18 protein-coding genes, 10 tRNA genes and 3 rRNA genes are annotated in these 24,977 nt (G+C 46.9%); 4 read left to right on the top strand and 27 right to left on the bottom strand.

Going from position 1 to position 24,977, the window contains the following annotated elements; translation table 11 throughout:
* Window positions 1-22: 22 nt before the first annotated feature.
* The gene (locus NQ489_RS03715) at window positions 23-526 is read right to left on the bottom strand and encodes a hypothetical protein (RefSeq protein WP_021650265.1); all 504 of its coding nucleotides are present in this window, start codon (window positions 524-526) and stop codon (window positions 23-25) included.
* 261 nt (window positions 527-787) lie between these two features.
* On the opposite strand from NQ489_RS03715, the gene NQ489_RS03710 reads away from it, so the two are divergent.
* Together NQ489_RS03710 and NQ489_RS03705 are read left to right on the top strand one after the other, a co-directional pair.
* Window positions 788-1,879, top strand: coding sequence for an acyltransferase family protein (locus NQ489_RS03710; protein ID WP_021650264.1), 1,092 nt, complete (start codon window positions 788-790; stop codon window positions 1,877-1,879).
* A 6-nt stretch (window positions 1,880-1,885) separates the two neighbouring features.
* Window positions 1,886-2,359 carry a hypothetical protein gene (locus NQ489_RS03705; RefSeq protein ID WP_021650263.1) on the top strand — a complete coding sequence of 158 codons (474 nt, stop codon included), beginning with the start codon at window positions 1,886-1,888 and terminating at the stop codon, window positions 2,357-2,359.
* Window positions 2,360-2,488: 129 nt separating this feature from the next.
* Here NQ489_RS03705 and NQ489_RS03700 read toward each other — a convergent pair whose 3' ends face one another.
* The 9 genes from NQ489_RS03700 to NQ489_RS03660 form a co-directional block, all read right to left on the bottom strand.
* Window positions 2,489-3,496, bottom strand: coding sequence for a calcium/sodium antiporter (locus NQ489_RS03700; RefSeq protein ID WP_021650262.1), 1,008 nt, complete (start codon window positions 3,494-3,496; stop codon window positions 2,489-2,491).
* Between the two features lie 340 nt (window positions 3,497-3,836).
* Window positions 3,837-4,646 (bottom strand): Cof-type HAD-IIB family hydrolase, encoded by an 810-nt coding sequence (locus tag NQ489_RS03695; RefSeq protein WP_021650260.1) that lies wholly within the window; start codon window positions 4,644-4,646, stop codon window positions 3,837-3,839.
* A gap of 7 nt (window positions 4,647-4,653) precedes the next feature.
* The gene (locus tag NQ489_RS03690) at window positions 4,654-5,256 is read right to left on the bottom strand and encodes a class I SAM-dependent methyltransferase (RefSeq protein WP_021650259.1); all 603 of its coding nucleotides are present in this window, start codon (window positions 5,254-5,256) and stop codon (window positions 4,654-4,656) included.
* A 21-nt stretch (window positions 5,257-5,277) separates the two neighbouring features.
* Window positions 5,278-5,508 (bottom strand): hypothetical protein, encoded by a 231-nt coding sequence (locus NQ489_RS03685; protein ID WP_021650258.1) that lies wholly within the window; start codon window positions 5,506-5,508, stop codon window positions 5,278-5,280.
* 228 nt (window positions 5,509-5,736) lie between these two features.
* A tRNA-Arg gene (locus NQ489_RS03680) sits at window positions 5,737-5,810 on the bottom strand.
* Window positions 5,811-5,968: 158 nt separating this feature from the next.
* Entirely contained in the window at window positions 5,969-7,201 is a 1,233-nt protein-coding gene (locus NQ489_RS03675; RefSeq protein WP_015527479.1) for an ABC transporter permease, read from the bottom strand.
* A complete protein-coding gene (locus NQ489_RS03670) occupies window positions 7,194-8,981 on the bottom strand; it encodes an efflux RND transporter periplasmic adaptor subunit (RefSeq protein ID WP_015527480.1) in 1,788 nt (595 codons plus the stop codon). The genes NQ489_RS03675 and NQ489_RS03670 overlap by 8 nt, the downstream gene beginning before the upstream one ends.
* A 3-nt stretch (window positions 8,982-8,984) precedes the next feature.
* Entirely contained in the window at window positions 8,985-9,692 is a 708-nt protein-coding gene (locus NQ489_RS03665; protein WP_021650257.1) for an ABC transporter ATP-binding protein, read from the bottom strand.
* 270 nt (window positions 9,693-9,962) lie between these two features.
* Window positions 9,963-11,357 (bottom strand): aminopeptidase, encoded by a 1,395-nt coding sequence (locus NQ489_RS03660; protein ID WP_021650255.1) that lies wholly within the window; start codon window positions 11,355-11,357, stop codon window positions 9,963-9,965.
* A 261-nt stretch (window positions 11,358-11,618) separates the two neighbouring features.
* On the opposite strand from NQ489_RS03660, the gene NQ489_RS03655 reads away from it, so the two are divergent.
* Window positions 11,619-13,331, top strand: coding sequence for an ABC-ATPase domain-containing protein (locus tag NQ489_RS03655; protein ID WP_044960544.1), 1,713 nt, complete (start codon window positions 11,619-11,621; stop codon window positions 13,329-13,331).
* A 384-nt stretch (window positions 13,332-13,715) separates the two neighbouring features.
* Here NQ489_RS03655 and NQ489_RS03650 read toward each other — a convergent pair whose 3' ends face one another.
* The 11 genes from NQ489_RS03650 to NQ489_RS03600 all read right to left on the bottom strand — a co-directional run bounded on the left by NQ489_RS03650 (window position 13,716) and on the right by NQ489_RS03600 (window position 18,489).
* Complete coding sequence (locus NQ489_RS03650; protein ID WP_021650251.1) at window positions 13,716-14,447, bottom strand: histidine phosphatase family protein; 732 nt, start codon at window positions 14,445-14,447, stop codon at window positions 13,716-13,718.
* 88 nt (window positions 14,448-14,535) lie between these two features.
* The gene (locus NQ489_RS03645) at window positions 14,536-14,946 is read right to left on the bottom strand and encodes a metal-dependent transcriptional regulator (RefSeq protein ID WP_021650250.1); all 411 of its coding nucleotides are present in this window, start codon (window positions 14,944-14,946) and stop codon (window positions 14,536-14,538) included.
* A gap of 77 nt (window positions 14,947-15,023) precedes the next feature.
* Window positions 15,024-15,608, bottom strand: coding sequence for a TetR/AcrR family transcriptional regulator (locus NQ489_RS03640; RefSeq protein WP_021650249.1), 585 nt, complete (start codon window positions 15,606-15,608; stop codon window positions 15,024-15,026).
* 146 nt (window positions 15,609-15,754) lie between these two features.
* The gene (gene hydE, locus NQ489_RS03635; protein ID WP_021650248.1) at window positions 15,755-16,798 is read right to left on the bottom strand and encodes a [FeFe] hydrogenase H-cluster radical SAM maturase HydE; all 1,044 of its coding nucleotides are present in this window, start codon (window positions 16,796-16,798) and stop codon (window positions 15,755-15,757) included.
* A gap of 158 nt (window positions 16,799-16,956) precedes the next feature.
* Window positions 16,957-17,709 (bottom strand): tRNA threonylcarbamoyladenosine dehydratase, encoded by a 753-nt coding sequence (locus NQ489_RS03630; protein ID WP_021650247.1) that lies wholly within the window; start codon window positions 17,707-17,709, stop codon window positions 16,957-16,959.
* A 215-nt stretch (window positions 17,710-17,924) separates the two neighbouring features.
* A tRNA-Leu gene (locus NQ489_RS03625) sits at window positions 17,925-18,008 on the bottom strand.
* Between the two features lie 24 nt (window positions 18,009-18,032).
* A tRNA-Val gene (locus NQ489_RS03620) sits at window positions 18,033-18,105 on the bottom strand.
* Window positions 18,106-18,114: 9 nt separating this feature from the next.
* A tRNA-Asp gene (locus NQ489_RS03615) sits at window positions 18,115-18,188 on the bottom strand.
* A gap of 24 nt (window positions 18,189-18,212) precedes the next feature.
* Window positions 18,213-18,286: transfer RNA gene (locus NQ489_RS03610), tRNA-Ile, on the bottom strand.
* Window positions 18,287-18,290: 4 nt separating this feature from the next.
* Window positions 18,291-18,363: transfer RNA gene (locus NQ489_RS03605), tRNA-Thr, on the bottom strand.
* Between the two features lie 54 nt (window positions 18,364-18,417).
* A tRNA-Glu gene (locus tag NQ489_RS03600) sits at window positions 18,418-18,489 on the bottom strand.
* Window positions 18,490-18,780: 291 nt separating this feature from the next.
* Between NQ489_RS03600 and NQ489_RS03595 the strand changes: the two genes are divergently transcribed.
* A complete protein-coding gene (locus tag NQ489_RS03595) occupies window positions 18,781-19,347 on the top strand; it encodes a flavodoxin family protein (RefSeq protein ID WP_044960541.1) in 567 nt (188 codons plus the stop codon).
* A gap of 198 nt (window positions 19,348-19,545) precedes the next feature.
* On the opposite strand, the gene NQ489_RS03590 is transcribed toward NQ489_RS03595, so the two are convergent.
* The 6 genes from NQ489_RS03590 to NQ489_RS03565 all read right to left on the bottom strand — a co-directional run bounded on the left by NQ489_RS03590 (window position 19,546) and on the right by NQ489_RS03565 (window position 24,883).
* Window positions 19,546-19,618: transfer RNA gene (locus tag NQ489_RS03590), tRNA-Asn, on the bottom strand.
* A 240-nt stretch (window positions 19,619-19,858) separates the two neighbouring features.
* A 23S ribosomal RNA gene (locus tag NQ489_RS03585) occupies window positions 19,859-22,746 on the bottom strand.
* A 244-nt stretch (window positions 22,747-22,990) separates the two neighbouring features.
* Window positions 22,991-23,064, bottom strand: a tRNA-Ile gene (locus NQ489_RS03580).
* A 23-nt stretch (window positions 23,065-23,087) separates the two neighbouring features.
* Window positions 23,088-23,160: transfer RNA gene (locus NQ489_RS03575), tRNA-Ala, on the bottom strand.
* Between the two features lie 5 nt (window positions 23,161-23,165).
* A 5S ribosomal RNA gene (gene rrf, locus NQ489_RS03570) occupies window positions 23,166-23,283 on the bottom strand.
* 70 nt (window positions 23,284-23,353) lie between these two features.
* Window positions 23,354-24,883 (bottom strand): 16S ribosomal RNA (locus tag NQ489_RS03565).
* The 16S, 23S and 5S rRNA genes sit together here with 3 tRNA genes alongside, the layout of an rRNA operon.
* Window positions 24,884-24,977 lie beyond the last annotated feature (94 nt).

The raw sequence follows: 24,977 nt of genomic DNA, 5'->3' as shown, positions 1-24,977 counted from the left end.
TCATATATTTTATATGCCAAAATTATACGTAAAGCCAATATAACTTTCCTAAATACTCATAACACTTCATATACCGCATTCCTTTTCCTGGAGTATACTCACCTCCCCCGCCAATAACTCTCCCATACTTTCGTATTACAATATTAGAATTAACCTTCCTATTACTCCAATAATTTCTAGAATAAGAAATTATTTGCTTTCCTGTTAATTGCCTCATTTTTTCATTTTTTTCTTCATTAACTGCCCTTCGTAGCGGTAATGCCTCTGCGAATGAAAGGTTCATATTTGAAATTCTTCGATTTGCGTCATGGTAATCTTTTCTCATATATTTCAAATATCCTTTTTGATTTTGCTTTGGTACTATAATATTATCTACAGCACTCCAAATTAATGATATTCCCGCACTTACCGCACCATTTATAACCGCGCTTGTAAAATCTCTATTTTCATAATAATCACTTGCAAACGAAGTAACACCACTTACAACTGCACCTGTTGTCGAACCACCAATTCCCAAAAATCCCATAGCGGTTCCAAGTCCTGCGGAAGCGGCAGTGATCCAGTTTATCTCTGACAGATTTTTCCCCAGCTGCTATACTTGTATTCTACTACAGTCTCTCCGGCGTCGTCAATCAGTGCAATGACATCATTCTGCAATAATAAATTTTTCGTTACGGTTCCCTCCGACAGCTTTCCAATCTCCCACGTTCATGCTATACTAAACCTATCTCTGTCTGCCCGTTTCAGTCATGGGGCAGACTTATTTTTTTCAGGAAAGGATTTATTTATGAAGCGTATCAAAAATATCGATCTGCTCCGTGCGGGGGCGATCCTCTACATTATGCTGTATCACTGCTACGTTCTGTCCGGGCAGCCATGGCAGTCGCATACAGCCATCCACACACTTCTGACTCTTGGAGGTGAAGTAGGAGTTACACTGTTTTTCCTGTTAAGCGGATATGGGATTTATCTTTCCCTTTCTTCTTCGGAGGCGCGATGCTGTCTCCCCGGCTGGCGGGCTTTTATGAAAAAGCGCTGCATCCGCATTATGCCCCAGTATTATGTATGTATCACGGTCCTTCTGATCTTTATGTCCACGCAGATGTTCAGCAATGAGGGACTTCGTCACATCCTTGCGTACTATACATTCACGGAGAACTTTTCCCCGGTGACTCATGGTTCCATCAATGGTGCGCTGTGGACGATGGGCGTGATCTTTCAGTTTTATCTGATCGCCCCGTTCCTTTATAAGGCTGTCCGGAAAAACTGGCTTGTATCTGCCATTGTATCCATTGTTTTCACTGTTATCTGCCGGTTCGCCGTTGTCCGCTATCTCCACAATTCCGGGATTTCGGATAACTCTGTATATTTTGTATACGAGCGTCAGGTATTCTCTGCGCTGGATAATTTCGTGCTGGGAATGGCTGCTGCCGCTTTCTGGAAACAGACCGGAGATCGTATGCAGGATTACCGGCTGAAGCTTGGACTTCCGGTTTCTATTGCAAGCACTGCACTGATCCTGGTATGGATCTTTTATTATCACAGTCACGGGCTTTATGGCACTGCTTCCTCCGGTTATCCGGCACATTCCATCCTGGCGATCCTGCTCAGTATACTGCTTGTGGGATTCTCCCTCCTGCCGGAAATGGATTTCAGGTTTCTGCGTCCGCTGTACTTCGTAGCCCGGAACCAGTACGGGATCTATCTGTGGCATATGCCCATCATTATGATCCTGCAGGCCAATGCGCCATGGTTCAACACCATGAGCCAGCAGCGCTTCTGGCTGTTTTTGCCATGTATGGTTGTCATCACCTGCGTATTCGGCTATTTTGCAACCCGTTTTATCGATCATCCCGCTTCTGCGAAAAAGAAAGGATAACTTCTCATGAAAGACAGAACCGCCGTTAACCACAATATCCGCAAGCATTTTAACGAACTGATCTACAACACAGCCCGTTACACAGAAATCGCATTATCCATCGTGATCATTATCGTGATCGCACTGTCCGGACTGCGTCTGATCCTTACAACTGCCGGTACCTCCATCATGGATATGGACACCAGCTTTTTTACCAGTTTCCTGTCACAGGCACTGTCCCTTGTAGTCGGTGTGGAGTTTGTAAAAATGCTTTGCCGCCATTCCGCCCAGACTGTTGTCGAAGTCCTGCTTTTTGCAACAGCAAGGCAGATGGTCGTGGAACATCTCGATCCTGTACAGACACTGATCGGGATCATCGGTATCGCCATTCTTTTTGCCGTCCGCAAATATCTGATGACGGACAGTGATGATATGACCCCGCATCAGAAGAGCGCTTCAGAAGAATCCTCAAAAAAAGCTTTCTCTTCTGAGTGCAAATGAGCATAATTGCAGAAAAGCTCCAACTGTATCCCGATATTGATACGGTTGGAGCTTTTCTTATAAATTGCATTGATATAAACCCTATACGATACTATTGTCCACGTCGGACCAGCTGCATGCCCACAGCAGCTATCTCCAGATAATATACCCTGCATAGATCAGGTACATACACACCATGGAAATTCCCTCTTTCCGGCTGATCCTCTGCTTTGTGGCCGCATAGATCCACACGATCAGCGAGAACACGATAAGTATGACAATATCAATAATATTTTCCCGGATCAGTGCCACCGGATTGATGGCAGATGCAACTCCGAGAACCATCAGGATATTGAAAATATTGGAGCCTACCGCATTTCCCACAGCCATATCCACTTCGTTCTTTCTGGCTGCAACCACGGAAGTCACCAGCTCCGGAAGGGAAGTTCCGATGGAAACAATGGTCAGTCCCACCAGTGTCTGGCTCATTCCAAGATCAATGGCAATGCGGCTGGCAGCATCCACCGTAAGATCTCCGCCAAAGGCAATGGCAAGTGCGCCTCCCACAATAAAAAGGATGCTCTTCGGCCAGGAAAGGATGCCGATTTCTTCTTCCAGCTCTTCCATTCCTTCCATGTCCACATTTTTTTCTGCTGCCCTGGCCTTCATGGCACTTTGGATCATTACCACAATATAGCCTGCAAAAAATCCCAGCAGGATCATTCCATCCAGATGACCAAGTCTCATTCCGATCGTATCTCCTGCTGCCAGGATCCCCAGCCCCAGAAGAAGGAGCGCACAGATCATGGAAAACGGAATATCCCTCCGGATGGTTTCCTTCTGTACCAGGATCGGCGTCAGGATGGAACAGACTCCAACAACCACCATCAGGTTAAAAATATTGGAACCTACCACATTGCTGACCGCAAGCTCATTGTTATTGACCAGTGACGCTGTAACGCTGACTGCAGTTTCCGGCAATGATGTTCCCATTGCCACAATAGTAAGGCCGATGATGATCGGCGGCACCTTCAGCCTTTTTGCGATACTGGAGCTTCCTTCTACAAAGAAATCCGCACCCTTCATCAGGAACACAAAGCCGATCACAAGAAAAACTAACACAAGGATCAGCGGTGAACTGTTTACCAGATTTTCCATTTTTCTTCTCACTTTCTTTTTTTATTTCCCATAACCCGGAGATTCATTGTCGCCCGCCTTGCTGAAAAAATTCTTTCCGGCATTCTTTTGTTACATAAAAAAGACCCATGTATGCCCTGCTGCAATAAAATATAACAAAGCATACATGAGTCTCATTCTTTAAGATTTGCCAGGTTTTTCAGAAAAAACCGGGTCTGTTGACAAATCACACTTACGTGCGAACTACTCCCTCATGGAATTAAAATTTTCAATTTTTTTCAATTTAACAGAATTGTTTTTAAAAGTCAACCCCTGGCCGGTGACTTTTCTTTACCGAAAGCACATATTTTATGTATCTTTATTATTTTCCGCTTTCAGAAACAATCCCCTTCAGAATCTGTAAGACTCCGTCTTCACTGTATGACGGACATACTTCCCTGGCTGCTGCCTGCACTTCCGCTCTGGCGTTAGCTACCGCATAGCTCCTTCCCGCTTTCTGAAGCATGGCAATATCGTTGAGGTTATCTCCAAATGTACAGGTTTCCTCCGGAGAAATCCCTAACTGTTGCTGGATAAATTCGACAGCTGTACTTTTTTCGCCCTCCGGCGGTGTACTGTCCATCCATTCTTTTCCGGCAGCCGCCAGCGTTACCTTATCCCTCCATGCCGGTGTAAAATACGGGGCACAAAGCTCCTCGCACCGTTCCGGGTGATAGACAGAGAATTTCAGCACCTGTTTTCCCTGAAGAGAAGAAAGATCGTCCACTTTTCTCATATCATAGCCATAGGAATCCCGCAGCCACCGGAACATCCTTCCATTCTCATTCTCCGCATAGCAGCACTCCGGTGTGGCAATAAAGCAGTCACATTCCGGCATTTTTGCTTTCACCATATGATGCATGCGTTTCCAAACCTCATCCGGAAGTGTATGTACCTTCAGGATCTTATCATTCTTCCGGATCACCGTACCGCCATCTGACACAAAATACACCAGATCCTTCACCGGCTCAAACAGCTTCCTCTCACTGTCATACTGCCGCCCGGAACACACCACAAAGGTGATTCCCAGCTCAGTCAGCTTCCGGATCACTGTCATATATTCCGGATTGATAGTCATGGTCCCGTCTTTTACAAGAGTTCCGTCTACGTCTGTTGCGATCAGTTTTATCATGTTGTTTTTACTCCTCTCCCATCTGAAATACCAATATCCTCTCCCTGGGATTTTTTCCGTCGAAAAGATCCTGACAGTCGATCTCGTCCAGGAATTCCAATTCCGCTACGGTCATCAGATATGAAATATATTCGTCAGATGGATAATAGAAAAAGAGTAGCATTTTTCTTGTTTTTTCATACCAGGATTCCCGGATGCGTCCGATGACGCTTCTCAGTATTTCCACAGAAAAGGGATTAAAAAAATAAAATCTGTCTGCAGACTCCGGCACCTGAAAAAGGGCTGCATTCTCCAGTATAAATGATGTTTTTGTCCCGGAAACAGCCCGCTGCCTGTTTTCTTCTGCGGCTTTTGTCATACGTTCATCGTACTCCACGCCTGTAGTCCGGCATCTGACCTGCCACGCCAGAAAAAAATCCACTCTGCCTTTTCCACATCCATAGTCGATCAGATGATTCTTTTTCCCCAGATATCCACAATACGCCAGCCGTTCCAGTACACAGTACGGCGTTGGTTCATATGGATAACAGTACTGATCCGATCTGGAATCGTCACGACCGGTGGTTTTGATCTTCAGCAGCTTATCATATTTTACTTCATTTTGATCCATGCTTCTGTTAATCTCCGTTCGCTACATCGGGCAGCTTCGTTTTTCTTCTTTATCCATATCTCCACGGACATACCTGGCATTGAACTCCATATTGATCTCACGGATTTCTTTCTTTCCGTCAATATAATCCTGATACATATCCGCAAGCCTCGCCATACAGCCATCACAGTTCGCGGAAATATTTCCCAAGGATTCCTCCACGATCTGTTTACGTTCCTCTTTTGTTGTATCTTTGATCAGATATCCTGGCATTGTTTTTTCCTCCTGATAGGTTCACCTGTGTTTCAGGTATTCTGTATTTTTGTTATTGTTCACTTTTTCTTTTGAAAAAAGCTGCTTGTATCAAACAAACAGCTTTACAAGAATTTTTCTTTTCTGTTTTTTTATTCTACTCTGGCCCACTACCAGTGTCAATACAATTTTTCGCCTGTTTCCGAAACACAAAATAAAAGCCTCCGGAACAATTCCAGAGGCTTCATACGTGCGTTAGAGGATTCGAACCCCCGACCTTTTGGTCCGTAGCCAAACGCTCTATCCAGCTGAGCTAAACGCACATCTTTGTTGCTTTTCCTTTGTGATATTTCGTATCACCGCTGCAACAATATGTATGATACTCTAAGACCTATAAAATGTCAAGGGTTTTTTGAAACTTTTTTTGATTTTTTTTAAAAATATTTTTTATTGCTATTTTTGATGCAAAAGCAACAGTTTTTTAATTCCGTCTAAGTGCCTCGATCGGGCTCAGTTTCGCTGCCTTTTTCGCCGGATAGATTCCGAAGAACACACCTACTGCACAGGAGAACAGCGTAGCCGCCAGGATGGTTCCCGCACTGATCCCAGGTGTGATGGTCATTCCCATACTGCTGCTGATCACCGCACAGATCACATAGCCGCCTGCAATCCCCAGCACAATACCGATCAGCCCGCCTATGATCGTCAGGATCGCCGCCTCCGCAAGAAACTGTAACATAATAGACGAGGTTTTCGCTCCAAGGGATTTCCGGATACCGATCTCCCTGGTACGCTCTGTGACGGATACCAGCATGATGTTCATAACACCGATACCACCTACCAGAAGGGAAATGCCCGCAACAAAAGAGATAAACGCAGTCACCATACCAAGCATCTGATTCATGGATTTCATAACATCCTGGAAGCTCTGTACCTGGAAATATTCATCTCCGGCACACTGGTGACGTCTCTCAAGAAGATTTATGATCTTATCTGCGACCGCCTGGGAATCCAGACTCTTATCCGCCTGAACTATGATCTGATAAAATTCTCCGCTGCTTCCGGTAAAGTCGTCCATGGCCGTATAAGGCACATTTATGGTCACCGGCATTCCATCGTAAGTATAGCTGACAAAGGTTCCGTTCTCTTTCTGTGTGGTGACTCCGCAGATGCGGAATGTCTTGGTCAGATCATAGCAGGTAATGTCCAGTGTCATTCCCACTACATCATCCGTTCCGAAAAGCCTCTTCGCATCGGCATCGGAGATCACGCAGACGTTTTTTCCCTCTTCGATCTCCTTCTGCCCGAAATAGCTTCCGTACTTCACAGAAGCATTGTCCACCAGCTTGGCATCCTGGGCCTCCCCGGTCACTGTAAGATTAAAATCACCCTTTCCGGTTACGGTCTCGCCTGTATAGGAATCTGAAACATTAACACCTTCCACGCCATCCAGCTCCCGGACTGCATCAATATCTTCCGGCTCGATCCAGACCTGGTCTGCTATGGCATCATCACTGCAGTAAACAGCGATCTGGCCGCCGCCGATATCATTGATCTCGCTGTTCATCTGATTCTTCGTACCCTCACCGATGGACACAATGGCGATCACAGATGCGATACCGATGATGATCCCTAACATGGTGAGAAAGGATCTTCCCTTATTGGCCATGATATTATGGATCGCCATTTTGATATATTCATAAATATTACTCATTAGCAGTCTCCCCTGTCTCTGCTGCACTGTCACTGTCTGCCGCTGCTGCCTCTGCCTTCATTCCCTCTTCCAGGGAGCCCAGATCCTCGATGACCTTATCTCCGGCTTTAATTCCATCTGTGATCTCAACAGAATCCTCCGAACTGATTCCTGTAGTGACATCCTGTTTTGTGATCACACCATCCTTCAGCACATAACAGAAGGAACCATCCTTGCCGATATTTACCACGCCTGCCGGAAGCGTTACCACATCCTCTGCCTTTTCTGCATAGATCTTTACCTTCGCATCTACTCCCAGAAAAATATCCTTGTCCGGCTTGTCGATGCTCACTGTGGCAGGGATCAATGTGGAACCCTTTTCGTTGGTTGTGGCAATGTGACTGATCTTTGTCACCTTGCCGGTATATTTCCTGTCACCGATGGTAATGTCTGCATTCTGGCCTTCCTTTACCTTATCGTAGTCATACTTGGACACATTGATATCAATGCTGACCTTATCTGTATTCTGCAGGGTAAAAAGCTCCATTCCCTGTGTTGCCGATGCGCCCTGCTGGACTGCTGATTTGGAAATGACGCCGTTAAAATCCGCCGAAATGCCTTTCTTTCCTTCTTCTACCAGCTCTTTCGCAGATTTTGCATCCAGCTCAGTAAGATTGTTGCTAACACGCATTTTTTCTTTCTCTTCTTCTGTAAGGCTGGCAGAATCCGCCTCTGCAATGGATTTCTGGGAAGCAAGATCCGACTGCAGATCCGCCAGATCAGAGGTTGCCTGTTCGATCGCATTCTCAATGGCAGAAGTATCCACTGTACTTCCTGCAGAAGAAGCATCCGCAGATGCCTGATCCGTCAGCTCCTGTGTTTCCTCTGAAGCTCCATCGGTAACAAAATCACCGGCCGCACTATTGCTGTAATCAGAATACTCCGGCATTTTTGGCTGGTTGGCCTTCTTATCCTCATAAGCTTCCTTTGCTTCCTGGCAGGTGATCTCTGCCTGACTTCTTGCTGCTTCCGCTTCATCCAGCGCCTGGGCATTCTCATCGCTCTGCTCTGCCTGCCACTGTGCAAAAGCCATCTTATAACTGGTATCTGCCTGATTATAAGCATTCTGTGCCGTTACATAATCGGAATTCAGCTGTCCCAGCTCCTGCTGGTACTGCGGAAGTGTCTCATTCTGATATGTAGTCAGCGCTTCCGAATACGCTCTCTGAGTCTCTGCATCCCTGGCAGCCTGGGCTTCTGCCTTTGCCTGGGTCTCCGCCTGGGCCTGGGCCTGCGCATCTGCCGCAGCCTGAGCCTGTACAGACGCCAGCTGTGATCTCAGGGAAGCCAGATAATTCTGCTGCTCCCTTACCTGCTGTTCCAGACTGGAAACCTTTGCTTTTGCGCTGTCCTGCTTCTGCTGGGCCTCATTGGATTTATTGATGGAATTTTTGTAATCATACTGTCCGGACTGTACATTCAGCTCTGCTTTCTGATTATCCCTCTCCAGATCCTTCACTTCAAACTCTATCAGCTTCGTTCCCTTTGAAACCGTATCGCCTTCTGCAAAGGATACGCTTTTGATCTGTGCGTTCACAGGAGAATAAAAGGTCTTCTGCTCATCACTGACAACGGTTCCGGTCGCATCTACGATCTCCTCCACATCTCCTGTCTCTGCTTTGGTAACAGCAATCTGCGGAGTCTGTGATTCCCCGCGGCCTGCACCGGATGCCGCATAAATACCGCCTGCCACAACAGCCACTGCTGCCACACCGATCACAATCTTTTTCCCTTTTTTCATTTCTTAAGCCTCCTCGACGAATTCCTCGTTGATCGTATCTGATTCAATTTTTCCATCCATGATCCGGACCACACGTCTGGCCTGAGCCGCGATTCCATTATCATGGGTGATCAGGATCAAGGTTTCTCCTGATCTGTGCATTCCCTTCAGGATTTCCATAATTTCCCTGCTGGATGCAGAGTCCAGATTTCCCGTTGGTTCATCTGCCAGGATCACCGGCGGCCTGGCTGCGATAGCTCTGGCAATAGCCACACGCTGCTGCTGTCCCCCTGACATTTCGTTTGGCTTATGATCCATACGTTTCTCAAGTCCGACTTTTTTAAGAGATTCCACAGCAAGCTTTCTTCTTGTTTTCCGGTCGATCCCACGATAGATCAGAGGAAGCTCCACGTTTTCCAGCGCCGTAAGATTTGCGATCAGATTAAAGCCCTGAAAGATAAAACCAATCTCCTTATTTCGTACCACCGAGAGATCATTATCCTTCATTGTGGATACATCTGTTCCATTCAGATAATATTTCCCGGAGGTGGGGACATCCAGACAGCCCAGCATGTTCATAAAGGTGGATTTTCCGGAACCGGACTGTCCGATAATAGCCACAAATTCACCCTTATGGATCTCCAGATTCACATGATCCAGCGCCCGCACCTCATTTTCTCCGGGATTGTAAACCTTGCACAGATCTACTACCCGTACCAATGCATCTTCCATAATAAAATTACTCCTTGTAAAGTAAATCAGTCCCAGGCAAGCCCCTCCTCTGCTTATTGCTTTTCGCCATTGAAACAGAGAGCTTCCCTGATCAGGTTAAAAATACAGAGCGAAGTCTGCAGGGGATACTGCTGTTTCTCGTCAGAACGCTCCAAGCCAAAACAGCAGCAGGCAGACTGCTCTGTCATTTCCGGGAAACCCCCGCTCATTGATCTGTAACGAAAAGATTACCTGAATGTCTTCAGAACTGACACACATTTATACATCTGTTTATGCATCAAGTAAAAACGCCTTATATGCCTTGTATGCCTCATATACATCTGCCTTGCTGGTAACCTCCCACGGAGCATGCATACTCAGCACTGCTACGCCACTGTCGATAACCTCCATTCCGTAAAGTGCCGCAATATAAGCGATGGTTCCGCCTCCGCCAAAATCAACCTTTCCAAGCTCTGCTGTCTGGAAAGCAACATTGTGATCATCAAAAATCCTGCGAACTCTTGCAACGTACTCTGCATTGGCATCGTTGGAACCGGATTTTCCTCTTGCCCCGGTGAACTTATTAAGAACGATACCGCGTCCAAGATATGCTGCATTCTTTTTCTCAAAAGCCTCACCATAGGCCGGATCATAGCCGGCACTTACATCGGAAGAAAGCATGCTGGAATTACGGAGAGCTCTTCTTAATGCAAGCTCGGAATAGCAGCCCATTCCGTCCAGAAGCTCTGCCACGCTGTTCTCAAAAAATCTGGACTGCATGCCTGTGGCACCAACGCTTCCGATCTCTTCCTTATCTACAAGGAGACAGCAGCTGGTACGCTTCGGTGTCTCCTCCATCTCCAGCATTGCCGCAAGGGATGTGTAAGCGCATACACGATCATCCTGTCCATATGCTGCGATCATGCTGCGGTCAAGTCCACAGTCTCTTGCCTTTCCTGCCGGAACGATCTCCAGCTCTGCTGAAAGAAAGTCCTCTTCCTCAATACCATACTTCTCATTTAAAATTTTCAGCACATTCTGTTTTACCGCATCCTTTTTGGAATCATCCGGAAGCTCTGCAAGAGGTCTGCTGCCGATCAGGATATCCAGCATCTCACCCTCAATAACCTCTGCTGCCTTTTTCTGGAGCTGTTTTCCGGAAAGATGGATCAGAAGATCTGTGATGTAAAGTACCGGATCTTCCGCATCCTCACCAATGCTGATCTCCACAATGCTTCCGTCCTTCTTTGCAACAACACCATGCATGGCAAGAGGCAGTGTCACCCACTGGTATTTCTTTACACCACCATAATAATGGGTATCCAGATAAGCCAGATCCGTATCCTCGTACAGAGGATTCTGCTTGACATCCAGTCGCGGAGAATCGATATGTGCACAGAGAATGCTCATACCTCCGGAAAGCTCTTCCGTTCCTACATGAAACAGAGCAACGATCTTCTTCATCCCTACCGCATAAACCTTGTCACCGGCCTTGATCTTCTCGCCTTTTTCAAGCTTCGACTCAAGAGATTCATATCCGGCAGCCTCTGCTTCCTTCACGATTTCTGCAACACATTCCCGTTCCGTTTTTCCTTTATCCAAAAATTCTCTGTAAGCCTTCGCAAGCTTCTCCATTTCTGTTTCTTCTGCTTCCTTATAAGAAAGCCACGCATTTCTTCTTTCCATTTTAGTGGTCCACCTTTCTTTATAGCTTCCGGCAGCTGCCGTTTCTCATCATATTATCTGCAATCTGTCTACTATTATAGGTCAAACATTTACGAATTTCCACCGCAATTCCCATTCTTTACAAAATCTTTATGATTCGTTATAGTAGTTCTTAAGAATTGGCCCTGTATCCAAAATTTTCAGGTATCTCACACACGGAAAGCTTTCTGTTTCACCGTAGACTTTACCTGTATGCTCCAACAGGGCAAAGGAGGAAACAACATGCAAGCATCTGCTCAGCTAAAAGAGCTTCTTCACAGCATCAACCGCAAAAGCTATCCTGCATACAAGTCTCTGCGGGGTGCATACCAGTTTGACCGTTATATTTTGTCCATTGACCACGTGCAGGGGGATCCTTTTGCCTCTCCCTCTCACATCAGTGTGAAGCTTTCCCACCGAGACACCGGATTTCCGGCAGAATATTATAAGGATTCCCTGACCCGCATCACACTGGGAGACTTTCTGAACCGCCAGTTTGAACAGCAGGTAAACCGTTATACCTTCCGTGCAAAAGGCTCCGGAAAAAGCGGCCTGATCTCAGTAAGCCACTGTGGTCAGGAGGTTCTTGCACGTACCGCCTGTGAAATAACGGAAAAAGGCATCACTGCCCGTTTCTTCATCGGTTTCCCGGCCAATGGCAGAACCATCAATTCCCCCGAACTGGAAAAAATCCTCTTCGATTTTCTTCCGGTCTGTATTCACAAGGCATTTTTTTACCGGAATCTTGACCCGGAAGCGCTGAGAAAAGCCATCTGCCTTGCCGAAGATCAGGCATTTATCCGTCAGGAGCTGAAAAAACGTTCTCTGGCTGCCTTTGTCAGTGACGGCGCTATCCTCCCCAGGGAAAGCGGCATCTCTTCACGCCCGATGAAAAACTCTGTTCCTTTTGTTTCTCCGGAAAGCCTGAGGGTTTCCATGGAGCTGCCCCACAGAGGAACCATAACAGGCATGGGCATTCCCTGTGGCATCACCTTGATCGTAGGTGGCGGCTACCATGGCAAATCCACCTTACTTAACGCACTGGAGCTGGGAATTTACGATCACATTTCCGGCGATGGCCGGGAGTATGTCATTACCGATCCTTCTGCACAGAAGCTTCGCTCTGAGGACGGCCGTTTTATCAAAGATGTGGACATTTCTCTTTTTATCAACGATCTTCCAAATAAAAAAGACACCCTCTGCTTTTCTACAGAGGATGCCAGCGGCAGCACTTCACAGGCTGCCGGTATCGTGGAAAGTATGGAGGCCGGAAGTAAAGTCTTTCTCCTTGACGAGGATACCTCTGCCACCAACTTTATGGTCCGTGATTCCTTCATGCAGCGGGTGATCTGCCGGGAAAAGGAGCCCATCACTCCATTTCTGGAACGTGCCCGGGATCTCTATGAAAAGGCAGGGATCTCCACTATCCTGGTTGCCGGAAGCTCCGGAGCTTTTTTCCATATTGCGGATACTGTGATCCAGATGGATAATTATCATCCGGTGGACATCACAGCAGTCACCAAAAAGCTCTGTCAGGAATATCCTCTCTCAGACATTGAGGCCCCTGCATTCCGCCTTCCGGAAAGCCATCGCATCATGACCAGGGCCAAAGTGGCTCCATCCCGCCACAGCCGTCCCGGACAGCCGGAAAGACTGAAAACCAAGGTTCACGGCAAAGATGGCTTTTCTCTTGGAAAAACCGAAGTGGATCTCCGCTATGTGGAGCAGCTGATCGACTCCGAGCAAACTGCATCCCTGGCGTTGCTTCTGAAATATGCCTGCGAACATCTCATTGACGGAAAACGTACTCTGCCGGAGATCATCACTTATCTGGATACTCAGCTGAAAAGGCAGGGATTGTCCTTCTTCTCGGAAGGCTCTTATATTCCATGCGGTTATGCCATGCCCAGGATCCAGGAAATATATTCCTGCTTTAACCGCTATCGTAGGCCGTAGCTGTGCCTGAAGCTGTATATCCAATAAATCTCAAACAACAAAAAAACGCTGCCGATAAACATTGGAAATCTTTATCTCCTCTGTCATTCGGCAGTTTTTTTCTGCAATGCAAAACCACCGTCCTGTCGGCTCTGTCTTGCCAATGGAACGGTGGTTTATCTTCATACATATTTTAGGGAAAGGAAAGAGTTTTTCTTAAGAGCTTCTGTTCTCTTAAGATGTTTATATCATACAGGATAAATGTGAGAGAAATTTGTACAATTTCTAATAAATTTATAAAATTTATTAACGAAGTCTAATCATTTTCCAAAATAATCCTGCTGATCATTATTTACCATGGTCTTCCAGAAAAACCCGAAATATTACAGCCGTTTCTTTCGCTTTTTAGTCGTGTCTCTGCTCTTTGTTATCATATGTCTCACAGAATCTGGCAGCAAAAGCCGGCGGCTCCTGATGCGCATACAAATGAGAAATGTCTCCAAAAGAGCTCATACGGAAGGACGCGATCCCTTTTCGCCTCTCCTCTGTAACAATGGTGCTCACCGATGACGGCGCCGCACAGAAATTCTGCAGCATCACCAGTGGAGAGATACTGAGAAGATAGCTGATGAGTACACAACTTACACCAAAATGGCAGAAAAACACAAGCGTATCTTCATTGGCTTTTTCTGCTCTGTAATAATGTCCTTCCCGCACATAGCCATGCTCTGCCAGAACTTTATCAAAATTCTGTGTGACCCAGTCATACTCTTCTTTCATTTTTCCCTCTCGCAGGATGTCATTATCCCACCAGCGGTCAAAGCTGTAGAAATTTTCGATCTTCGTCCAGTCCTGGGGAAGCCAGTCCCAGGGAATGATCTTTTCCCCATGAAGATCCGGTCTTCTGATCTTTACGTCGAATTCTCTCAGCCACTTGCATTCTGTAGCTGTTCTTCCGTTTTTCTTCAGTGTGCAGGATGCGGTATCCTTTGCTCTTCCAAGCGGAGAAACATAAAAATCCCTGACATCAAGAGCTGCGATCTTTTCAGAAAGAAATTCCGCTTCCTTCCAGCCCTTTTCGGTCAGGGAATCTATTGTGTAATCCGGGTCTCCATGTCGTATAAAAAGTAATTTCATCTTTTGGTATCCTCCATTTCATAACCTGGATTTCCATTATATTCTTATTTTTTCAGTTGTCAATTCCTGATAGCTTCTGCTGCAGGGATCAAACCTGATCCGCGGTTTCTCCATGGAGCACAGCCTGCTGCTCCCTCAGCTCATAAACTGCCTTTTTCAATGCCTGAAAGCTCTCCTCACTGATTATGTGCTCGATCCTGCAGGCATCATGAATCGCTGTTTTTTCCTGGACTCCCAGTATCATCAGCCAGGAAGAGATCAGCTGATGACGTTCATATACCTTATCGGCAATCTTATGTCCGTCCTCTGTCAGACGGATATCTCCGTTGTCGGCTACTGTGATGAGATTTTTCTGGCGAAGATTCTTCATGGCAACACTGACACTCGGTTTCTTAAAGCCCATCTCTGCCGCGATATCCACAGCTCTTACAAGAGAGCTCCTGTTTCCAAGGATCAGGATCGTTTCCAAATAATCTTCAGATGATTCATTTGATCTCACGTTATTTACACCTCCCTCGGTTTGTTAAAACTAACCAAGTTAATCATAACATACTTTAGGAGAATGAGCAATGGTTTTTACTGCTTTCTGTTTAGTTCTGCCTCAATTGCCAGAAGGCACTGGCTAGAACATATCTGCAGAATTCTGGAAATTTCCAGGAGTTTTTCCCTGGAGCAGTTTCCCCGGAGCAGTTCACAATATCCCTGAAATTTCATCTGTACCAGGATATGTACCAGCTCGTGATCAACTTCTTGTCCACATTCCTTTTGAAAACGTTCATTAAGGATCTGCTCCATTTTCGTACAGGCATCCTCACGGAAATTCACATATCTGGTACCTTCAGCTCCATCTATGAGGATTTTTGCGATGTCCCTGTTTTCCCAGATAAATTCCATAAGTATCCTGTCATATTCTTCCGGATGCAGTTGTTTTTCCTGATCCGTAAAGTCTCCCATGATCCGCTTCAGATCCTCTACCGTCTCTTCCACGATTTCTTCAAAAAGAGCTGCTTTACTTTCAAAAAAGAAATATAGCGCTCCCGTAGTCACCTCTGCTTTTTTGCAGATCGCACGAAGAGAAGCCTTCAGAAATCCCCTGTCTCTGAATTCTTCCTTCCCCGCTTCCAGAAGTCTGCTCCGCACAGCATTTTCTGATTTTTCCATATTTTACGCACTCCATCATTTTTCCTGCATTCCGCTTTGCAGGAAAATTCCGCTTATTTCTGACCAGCTGTTAATTTTTTAGCAATCTGATCTTACTGATATTTTACCTTAAATCGCTGAAAAAAGAAAGTATTTTGTACCCCGTGTCAATCTGTCATCGGGGAATCTCCACGGTCTGTAACGATTTCATAGCCTACAGACTCCACACGTCTGGTAAGGCACCCTCTGCACTCTGCTGCTTCCTCGCCTGTACAGATCTTGTTATCATAAAGCTCATACTGTTTACGGTTCTTCACCGGAGAAAGATTGGGCATTACTACATTTGCACCCGCCTGAAAACCCTTTTCCCTGCCTCTGGGGTCCAGGGTCCCCAGTGCTGTGGTTGCCGGAAGAAGTACCTGTGGAAGCAGGATCCGGATGACAGACAGCAGAAACAGTGTCAGGTCCACACTTCCTGCCGGTTCCTCTGCAAATTTCGTATCATGGTGCGGGACAAATGGTCCGATCCCCACCATATGCGGATTCAGGTCTTTAAGAAAAACAAGGTCTTCCGCCAGATACTCCAGCGTCTGTCCCGGCGCACCTACCATAAATCCGGCACCTATCTGATATCCCAGTTCCTTCAGGGTATAAAGACACTGTTTACGGTTTGCAAGACTTAAACTCTCCGGATGAAGATAACGATAATGTTCCTCACTGGCCGTCTCATGACGGAGTAAATAGCGGTCTGCTCCGGCATCTTTAAATCTCTGATAGCTTTCTTTTGATTTCTCCCCAATGGATAGCGTGATCGCACAGTCCGGATATCCCTGTTTGATGGGCCGGATGATGTCAACCATCCGGTCATCATTAAACCATGGGTCTTCCCCTCCCTGGAGCACAAATGTCCGAAATCCCAGCTCATAGCCATTCTCGCAGCACTGCAGGATTTCTTCCTTTGTAAGGCGGTAACGGCTGGCATTCCTATTAGAACGGCGGATCCCGCAGTAATAGCAGTCATTTCTGCAGTAATTGGTAAATTCTATCAGACCTCTTGTATATATTTTATTTCCAAAATATTTTTTCTGTATACGGACAGCCTCTTCCCGAAGCAGACGAACCGTATCCGGATCCTGGTATAAGTGCAGAAGTTCCGGATATTCTTCCTTTGTCAGCTGTCCTTCTTTTATAAATTTTTCAACGATCCCCATACTTTATCTGTCCTTCTCTTTTATTTACAAAACTATCTGTAAAAAATATTTTATCACAAAAAAACAGATATTGCACAATATAAGTATACATGCAATATCTGTTCTTACAGAATGGTTACTGTTCATTCCGTTCTCAGTAACACAGAATGATCCAATTTCTATTTAATAAGATCCTTTACAACCTCACCGGCAATGATCAGTCCCACTACGGAAGGCACAAAGGCATTACTTCCCGGTACCTGACGTCTCTGAGTACATTTTCTTTCTGTTCCCGGAGGACAGATGCAATGAGACTTGCAGCTGATCGCCATATCATCAATTGGAGTCATTGGCTTCTCCTGTGAGTAAACCACCTTCAGTTTTTTGATTCCTCTTTTTTTCAGTTCACGGCGCATGACCTTTGCAAGGGGACAGACGGACGTTTTATAAATATCTGTCACTATAAAACCTGTTGGATCCATCTTATTTCCGGCCCCCATAGAGCTGATGATCGGTGTTCTTGAAGCCTTTGCCTGCTCTACGAGCATCAGCTTTCCGGTTACAGTGTCGATCGCATCGACTACATAATCATACTGGGAAAAATCAAAGGAATCCGCTGTCTCCGGCACATAAAATGTTTTGTGGATATTTACAACTGCATCCGGATTAATTTCAAGAATACGTTCTCTGGCCACGTCAACTTTATATTTTCCTACGGTCTTTCTTGTTGCGTAAATCTGGCGATTGATATTGGTGAGGCATACTTTATCATCATCAATGAGATCCAGGGTACCTACGCCACTTCTGACCAGTGCTTCCACCGTATATCCGCCAACACCGCCAATTCCGAATACTGCAACTCTGGAATTTTTCAGCTTTTCCATTCCTTCTTTTCCGATTAATAATTCTGTTCTTGAAAACTGATTCAGCATTTTCTGACTTCTCCTTATATTCTTTCCATGTATATTTATACTGACAACGGATATATTTTTTATATCTGTCCGATTTGTTTTACAACTGTCAGGATTCTATCATGGGAAAATAGCCTTGTCAATATCCCTACCAATAAGCTAGGAATATTTTCCCGTTTTCATCAATAAATTTTATGATACAAAAAAAGATCCCTAAAAAGGAATCTTACTGATACTGCGGGTAGCCGGACTTGAACCGGCACGGAGTTGCCCCCGAGAGATTTTAAGTCTCTTGTGTCTGCCTATTCCACCATACCCGCATATTCAATTAATTTGTTCAAAAATGGGGCCTATAGGGCTCGAACCTATGACCCTCTGCTTGTAAGGCAGATGCTCTCCCAGCTGAGCTAAGACCCCAAATATGAACGACCCAGAAGAGACTCGAACTCTCGACCTCCGCCGTGACAGGGCGGCGCTCTAACCAACTGAGCCACTGGGCCATACAAAATATAAAACTTTTAAAATGGACCTTCGGGGACTCGAACCCAGGACCGACCGGTTATGAGCCGGTTGCTCTAACCAACTGAGCTAAAGGTCCAAAAAGCCGATGATCGGACTCGAACCGATAACCTGCTGATTACAAATCAGCTGCTCTGCCAATTGAGCCACATCGGCGTATTAAACACCAAATGTTGAATCGAGTCAATGAATATCCAGTTTAGTTTTAAGTGACTCCAAGGGGATTTGAACCCCTGTTACCGCCGTGAAAGGGCGGTGTCTTAACCGCTTGACCATGGAGCCATATTTCTTTTTTATGTTTCGCTGTTTTGTATTTCCCTCAGCGACGAGTTAAATAATACCATACCTTTTTTATAATTGCAAGCTTTTTTTTGAAAAATTTCAATTTTTTTTACAAAGCCGGAAAACAGGCCGAAAAGCCTTATAAAATGGGCTTTCCAAGGGTTTGTATTTTCTTTCTCAAACCCTACCCGGAAAAATTTTTTCTGTTTTTTTCAAACATTGACATTATTTTTTCTCTGTATATAATTGAAAGTATGATGACTTAAAAAATCATATGAAAGGATGACAATAATGAAAGTTTTATTACTCAACGGCAGTCCTCGCAAAGAAGGCTGCACTTATACAGCTCTTACAGAGATCGCAAAAACCTTAAAGAAGAACGGTGTGGAGGCAGAAATCTTCCAGGCCGGGGATCCTTCTCAGGAAAACGTTGCTGCCGCAGCTGCCATTATGAAAGAGGCTGACGCCCTTATTGTTGGTTCTCCGGTTTACTGGGCTTCTCCTTCCGGACAGATCATCGAATTCATGGATAAATTCGCTTCCAAGGCCGGAAAGGATATGATCCACAAGCCTGCCGCAGCTGTTGCTTCCGCAAGACGTGCCGGTACTACTGCTACTCTGGATGTTCTGATCAAATACTTTACCTATCATCAGATGCCTGTCGTGTCCGGAAACTACTGGACAATGGTTCACGGCAATACCCCGGATGACGTCAGAAAAGACGCTGAAGGCCTCCAGATCATGCGTACATTAGGCAATAACATGGCATGGCTGTTAAAATGTATTGAAGCCGGTAAAAAGGCCGGTATCGACGCTCCGGAGACAGAGCAAAAGATCATGACTAATTTCATTCGATAAGCCAGAATTTCTCTGTCATAGCTTTATAAATTTATTGATTATCTCTAACAGTCAATATTTCTATTTGTAGTTACAAAAATAAACGTGCAGATATAAATGTATCTTATTTATATCTGCACGTTTTTACATCCTTATCCTGTCACAGATCAAGCATAAAAAAATCCCATAAACTGTTACATTTACAGGAAACAAAAAAAACTCCCCCTGTTGGACTCGAACCAACGACACTGCGGTTAACAGCCGCATGCTCTACCGACTGAGCTAAGGAGGATTACTTAAATATTTAATTAAGGTTTGTACCTTAAAAACTACATACATGCTTGTTGATCGTTAATCAAACTCTTTGAATCAATTCTAACCTGCGTACCGATACTCCAGCGGTGGTCATCTCACGACTCCGTCGTTCGATGTCATTTGCTTCGCAAATGTTCAGTCTGTACCATAAATGGTTCTCCACAAACAAGCTTGTTCCGCCCCATTTCTGTTACATCCTGCCCGCTTCCTCGGCTGGTTGGTCAAGCCCTCACCCGATTAGTAACAGTCAGCTCCATGTGTTACCACACTTCCACCTCTGCCCTATCTACCTCGTCGTCTTCAAGGGGGTTTACTTCACTAAGAATGGGATATCTCATCTTGAGGGGGGCTTCACGCTTAGATGCCTTCAGCGTTTATCCCTTCCGGACTTGGCTACCCGGCCATGGCTTTGGCAAGCCAACCGGTCCACCAGCGGTCCGTCCATCCCGGTCCTCTCGTACTAAGGACAGCTCCTCTCAGATATCCTACGCCCACGCCGGATAGGGACCGAACTGTCTCACGACGTTCTGAACCCAGCTCGCGTACCGCTTTAATGGGCGAACAGCCCAACCCTTGGGACCTACTACAGCCCCAGGATGCGATGAGCCGACATCGAGGTGCCAAACCACTCCGTCGATGTGAACTCTTGGGAGTGATAAGCCTGTTATCCCCAGGGTAGCTTTTATCCGTTGAGCGATGGCATTCCCACTTAATACCACCGGATCACTAAGCCCTACTTTCGTACCTGCTCCACCCGTCGGTGTCGCAGTCAAGCTCCCTTCTGCCTTTGCACTCTTCGAATGGTTTCCGTCCATTCTGAGGGAACCTTTGGGCGCCTCCGATACCCTTTCGGAGGCGACCGCCCCAGTCAAACTCCCCGCCTGGCATTGTCCCACCGCCGGATTACGGCGGCTGGTTAGAAGCCCAATATCACAAGGGTGGTATCCCAACAGCGGCTCCGCGGCAACTGACGTTACCGTTTCTCAGCCTCCCACCTATCCTGTACATGCAACACCGGACCCCAGTGCCAAACTGGAGTAAAGCTCCATGGGGTCTTTCCGTCCTGGCGCGGGTAGCCAGCATCTTCACTGGCACTTCAATTTCACCGGATGTATTGCCGAGACAGCGCTCAAATCATTACGCCTTTCGTGCGGGTCGGAACTTACCCGACAAGGAATTTCGCTACCTTAGGACCGTTATAGTTACGGCCGCCGTTTACTGGGGCTTAAATTCAAAGCTTCGACTTACGTCTAACCTCTCCTCTTAACCTTCCAGCACCGGGCAGGCGTCAGCCCATATACCTCACCTTTCGGTTTCGCATAGACCTGTGTTTTTGCTAAACAGTTGCTTGAGCCTATTCTCTGCGGCCTGCTCTCGCAGGCACCCCTTCTCCCTAAGTTACGGGGCCATTTTGCCGAGTTCCTTGGCAATACTTCTTCCGCCGGCCTTAGGATTCTCTCCTCATCCACCTGTGTCGGTTTACGGTACGGGTACAATATGAACGATAGCGGCTTTTCTTGACGCATGGCTCACGGGCTTCGCTACTAATCTTCGCTCCACATCACGTCTTCCCATTGCCACACGGATTTTCCTATGTGACTGGTACCTCGCTTGTACCGGGCTTTCCATTCCCGGCTCCCGCTCTCCTTACGTGTCCCCACAGTTCTGTCATACTGCAGTACAGGAATATCAACCTGTTGTCCATCGGCTACGGCTCTCGCCCTCACCTTAGGTCCCGACTCACCCAGGGCAGATCAGCTTTACCCTGGAAACCTTGGATATTCGGCCTAGAGGATTCCCACCTCTATCTCGCTACTCATTCCGGCATTCTCTCTTCCATGCAGTCCACAGCTCCTTCCGGTACTGCTTCTTCCCGCATGCAATGCTCCTCTACCAATCTTTTCAGATTCCTTAGTTTCGGTGGCGCGTTTCAGCCCCGGACATTTTCGGCGCAGGACCTCTCGACCAGTGAGCTATTACGCACTCTTTGAATGTATGGCTGCTTCTGAGCCAACATCCTGGTTGTCTTCGAAATCCCACATCCTTTTCCACTTAACGCGCACTTTGGGACCTTAACTGTAGGTCTGGGCTCTTTCCCTTTTGACCGCCCAACTTATCTCGTGCAGTCTGACTCCCGGTGATATCTACACGGCATTCGGAGTTTGATATTCTTCGGTAGGCTTTGACGCCCCCTAGGAAATTCAGTGCTCTACCTCCGCAAGACTCACACCGAGGCTAGCCCTAAAGCTATTTCGAGGAGAACCAGCTATCTCCGGGTTCGATTGGAATTTCTCCCCTATCCACACCTCATCCCCACCCTTTTCAACGGATGTGGGTTCGGTCCTCCACTACCTCTTACGGCAGCTTCAACCTGGACATGGATAGATCACCCGGTTTCGGGTCTACTCCTACTGACTCTGGCCCTATTAAGACTTGGTTTCCCTACGGCTCCACACCTGAAGTGCTTAACCTTGCCAGTAAGCGTAACTCGCCGGACCGTTCTACAAAAAGTACGCGGTCGTACATATAAAGTACTTCCACAGCTTGTAGACACAGGGTTTCAGGTTCTCTTTCACTCCCCTCCCGGGGTCCTTTTCACCTTTCCTTCACAGTACTATGCGCTATCGGTCACTAAGTAGTATTTAGCCTTAGGGGGTGGTCCCCCTTACTTCCCACAAGGTTCCTCGTGTCTCGTGGTACTCCGGATCCTGCTCAGTCAGCTCTGCTTTCACGTACGGGGCTTTCACCCTCTCCGGCCGGCTTTCCCAAAACCGTTCTGTTAACTTCGCTGAATCTTAAATGCAGTCCATGACCCCGGCATGCACGCACACCGGTTTAGGCTCCTCCGCGTTCGCTCGCCGCTACTTACGGAATCGATGTTTCTTTCTTTTCCTCCGGGTACTTAGATGTTTCAGTTCCCCGGGTTCCCTTCCATACGTTATGGATTGGCGTATGGATGCATGAGGTCTGCTCATGCGGGTTTCCCCATTCAGACATCTCCGGATCACGGGATATTTGCTCCTCCCCGAAGCTTTTCGCAGCTTATCACGTCTTTCATCGGCTCTTAGTGCCAAGGCATCCGCCCTGTGCCCTTATTGCTTGACCTTTCGCTTCATCACCCTAGCGTAGGTGATGCGGTCTCTTGATTCTCGTGTCTTCCGATACTCTCGTATCTTCCGACATGTGTTTGATTACTCTGTTCAATAACAGATAAATCGATGTCTTCCTATCTTTGCGTTTGCATTAATTTCTTAATACTTTGCGTTTAAGGATATTTGATTAACTTAATCAAATTTCATGTATGCAGTTTTCAAGGTACAATATCGGGCTTTAATACTTAACACCCGAGTGGGCTTAAGTGGACTCGAACCACCGACCTCACGCTTATCAGGCGTGCGCTCTAACCAGCTGAGCTATAAGCCCATCTTGAAATCTTTCGATTTCAGTGGAGATGAAGAGATTCGAACTCTCGACCCCCTGCTTGCAAGGCAGGTGCTCTCCCAACTGAGCTACATCCCCATTTGATCTGGCAGCCACCTGCTCTCCCACACCGTCTCCAGTGCAGTACCATCGGCCGCTTAGGTCTTAACCGTCGTGTTCGGGATGGGAACGGGTGTGTCCCCTAAGCGCATCGCTACCAGAAATATCATTATTCAGTTTCCTTGATAACTCAACAGTAAAACACATTTCAATTACTCTACTTTTTCCTTAGAAAGGAGGTGATCCAGCCGCACCTTCCGATACGGCTACCTTGTTACGACTTCACCCCAGTCATCGGTCCCGCCTTCGGCAGCTCCTTCCTTGCGGTTAGGTCACTGACTTCGGGCGTTACTGACTCCCATGGTGTGACGGGCGGTGTGTACAAGACCCGGGAACGTATTCACCGCGGCATTCTGATCCGCGATTACTAGCGATTCCAGCTTCGTGTAGTCGGGTTGCAGACTACAGTCCGAACTGGGACGTTATTTTTGGGATTTGCCCACCCTCGCAGGTTCGCTTCCCTTTGTTTACGCCATTGTAGCACGTGTGTAGCCCAAATCATAAGGGGCATGATGATTTGACGTCATCCCCGCCTTCCTCCAGGTTATCCCTGGCAGTCTCCTCAGAGTGCCCGGCCGAACCGCTGGCTACTGGGGATAGGGGTTGCGCTCGTTGCGGGACTTAACCCAACATCTCACGACACGAGCTGACGACAACCATGCACCACCTGTCTCCTCTGTCCCGAAGGAAAGACACGGTTAAGAGTCGGTCAGAGGGATGTCAAGACTTGGTAAGGTTCTTCGCGTTGCTTCGAATTAAACCACATGCTCCACCGCTTGTGCGGGTCCCCGTCAATTCCTTTGAGTTTCATTCTTGCGAACGTACTCCCCAGGTGGAATGCTTAATGCGTTTGCGGCGGCACCGAATGACTTCGTCACCCGACACCTAGCATTCATCGTTTACCGCGTGGACTACCAGGGTATCTAATCCTGTTTGCTCCCCACGCTTTCGAGCCTCAACGTCAGTTACCGTCCAGTAAGCCGCCTTCGCCACTGGTGTTCCTCCTAATATCTACGCATTTCACCGCTACACTAGGAATTCCGCTTACCTCTCCGGCACTCAAGACGGGCAGTTTCCAATGCAGTCCCGGGGTTGAGCCCCAGCCTTTCACATCAGACTTGTCCATCCGTCTACGCTCCCTTTACACCCAGTAAATCCGGATAACGCTTGCCCCCTACGTATTACCGCGGCTGCTGGCACGTAGTTAGCCGGGGCTTCTTAGTCAGGTACCGTCATTTTCTTCCCTGCTGATAGAAGTTTACATACCGAGATACTTCTTCCTTCACGCGGCGTCGCTGCATCAGGGTTTCCCCCATTGTGCAATATTCCCCACTGCTGCCTCCCGTAGGAGTCTGGGCCGTGTCTCAGTCCCAATGTGGCCGTTCACCCTCTCAGGCCGGCTATGGATCGTCGCCTTGGTGGGCCGTTACCTCACCAACTAGCTAATCCAACGCGGGTCCATCTTATACCACCGGAGTTTTTCACACCGAGCCATGCAGCTCTGTGCGCTTATGCGGTATTAGCAGTCATTTCTGACTGTTATCCCCCTGTATAAGGCAGGTTACCCACGCGTTACTCACCCGTCCGCCACTAGAAACAATCTAAATCTGCCGAAGCTTCAATAAAAGGTTTCCCGTTCGACTTGCATGTGTTAAGCACGCCGCCAGCGTTCATCCTGAGCCAGGATCAAACTCTCTGATAAAATGTGTTAGCAATTCAGTGATGCTCGCATCAACTTAATTGCAGCTCACACTGATTAAGCCAAAGGCTTAAGAAGTGTTTGATTCGTTTACTCA

This window comes from Blautia sp. KLE_1732_HM_1032 (assembly GCF_025147905.1).
Lineage (GTDB): Bacteria > Bacillota > Clostridia > Lachnospirales > Lachnospiraceae > Blautia_A > Blautia_A fusiformis.
Note: the sequence above shows the minus strand (reverse complement) of the source record. Positions and strands in the feature narration are given on the sequence as shown.

Bases quoted from the DNA above. Each gene is read 5' to 3' on its own strand.
- NQ489_RS03655 (WP_044960544.1), top strand. From the start codon at position 11,619: ATGCAAGCATCTGCTCAGCTAAAAGAGCTTCTTCACAGCATCAACCGC.
- NQ489_RS03660 (WP_021650255.1), bottom strand. From the start codon at position 11,357: ATGGAAAGAAGAAATGCGTGGCTTTCTTATAAGGAAGCAGAAGAAACA.
- NQ489_RS03640 (WP_021650249.1), bottom strand. From the start codon at position 15,608: ATGGAAAAATCAGAAAATGCTGTGCGGAGCAGACTTCTGGAAGCGGGG.
- NQ489_RS03650 (WP_021650251.1), bottom strand. From the start codon at position 14,447: ATGAAATTACTTTTTATACGACATGGAGACCCGGATTACACAATAGAT.
- NQ489_RS03630 (WP_021650247.1), bottom strand. From the start codon at position 17,709: ATGCTGAATCAGTTTTCAAGAACAGAATTATTAATCGGAAAAGAAGGA.
- NQ489_RS03710 (WP_021650264.1), top strand. From the start codon at position 788: ATGAAGCGTATCAAAAATATCGATCTGCTCCGTGCGGGGGCGATCCTC.
- NQ489_RS03675 (WP_015527479.1), bottom strand. From the start codon at position 7,201: ATGAGTAATATTTATGAATATATCAAAATGGCGATCCATAATATCATG.
- NQ489_RS03665 (WP_021650257.1), bottom strand. From the start codon at position 9,692: ATGGAAGATGCATTGGTACGGGTAGTAGATCTGTGCAAGGTTTACAAT.
- NQ489_RS03690 (WP_021650259.1), bottom strand. From the start codon at position 5,256: ATGGATCAAAATGAAGTAAAATATGATAAGCTGCTGAAGATCAAAACC.
- NQ489_RS03595 (WP_044960541.1), top strand. From the start codon at position 18,781: ATGAAAGTTTTATTACTCAACGGCAGTCCTCGCAAAGAAGGCTGCACT.
- hydE (WP_021650248.1), bottom strand. From the start codon at position 16,798: ATGGGGATCGTTGAAAAATTTATAAAAGAAGGACAGCTGACAAAGGAA.
- NQ489_RS03715 (WP_021650265.1), bottom strand. From the start codon at position 526: ATGGGATTTTTGGGAATTGGTGGTTCGACAACAGGTGCAGTTGTAAGT.
- NQ489_RS03700 (WP_021650262.1), bottom strand. From the start codon at position 3,496: ATGGAAAATCTGGTAAACAGTTCACCGCTGATCCTTGTGTTAGTTTTT.
- NQ489_RS03705 (WP_021650263.1), top strand. From the start codon at position 1,886: ATGAAAGACAGAACCGCCGTTAACCACAATATCCGCAAGCATTTTAAC.
- NQ489_RS03685 (WP_021650258.1), bottom strand. From the start codon at position 5,508: ATGCCAGGATATCTGATCAAAGATACAACAAAAGAGGAACGTAAACAG.
- NQ489_RS03695 (WP_021650260.1), bottom strand. From the start codon at position 4,646: ATGATAAAACTGATCGCAACAGACGTAGACGGAACTCTTGTAAAAGAC.
- NQ489_RS03670 (WP_015527480.1), bottom strand. From the start codon at position 8,981: ATGAAAAAAGGGAAAAAGATTGTGATCGGTGTGGCAGCAGTGGCTGTT.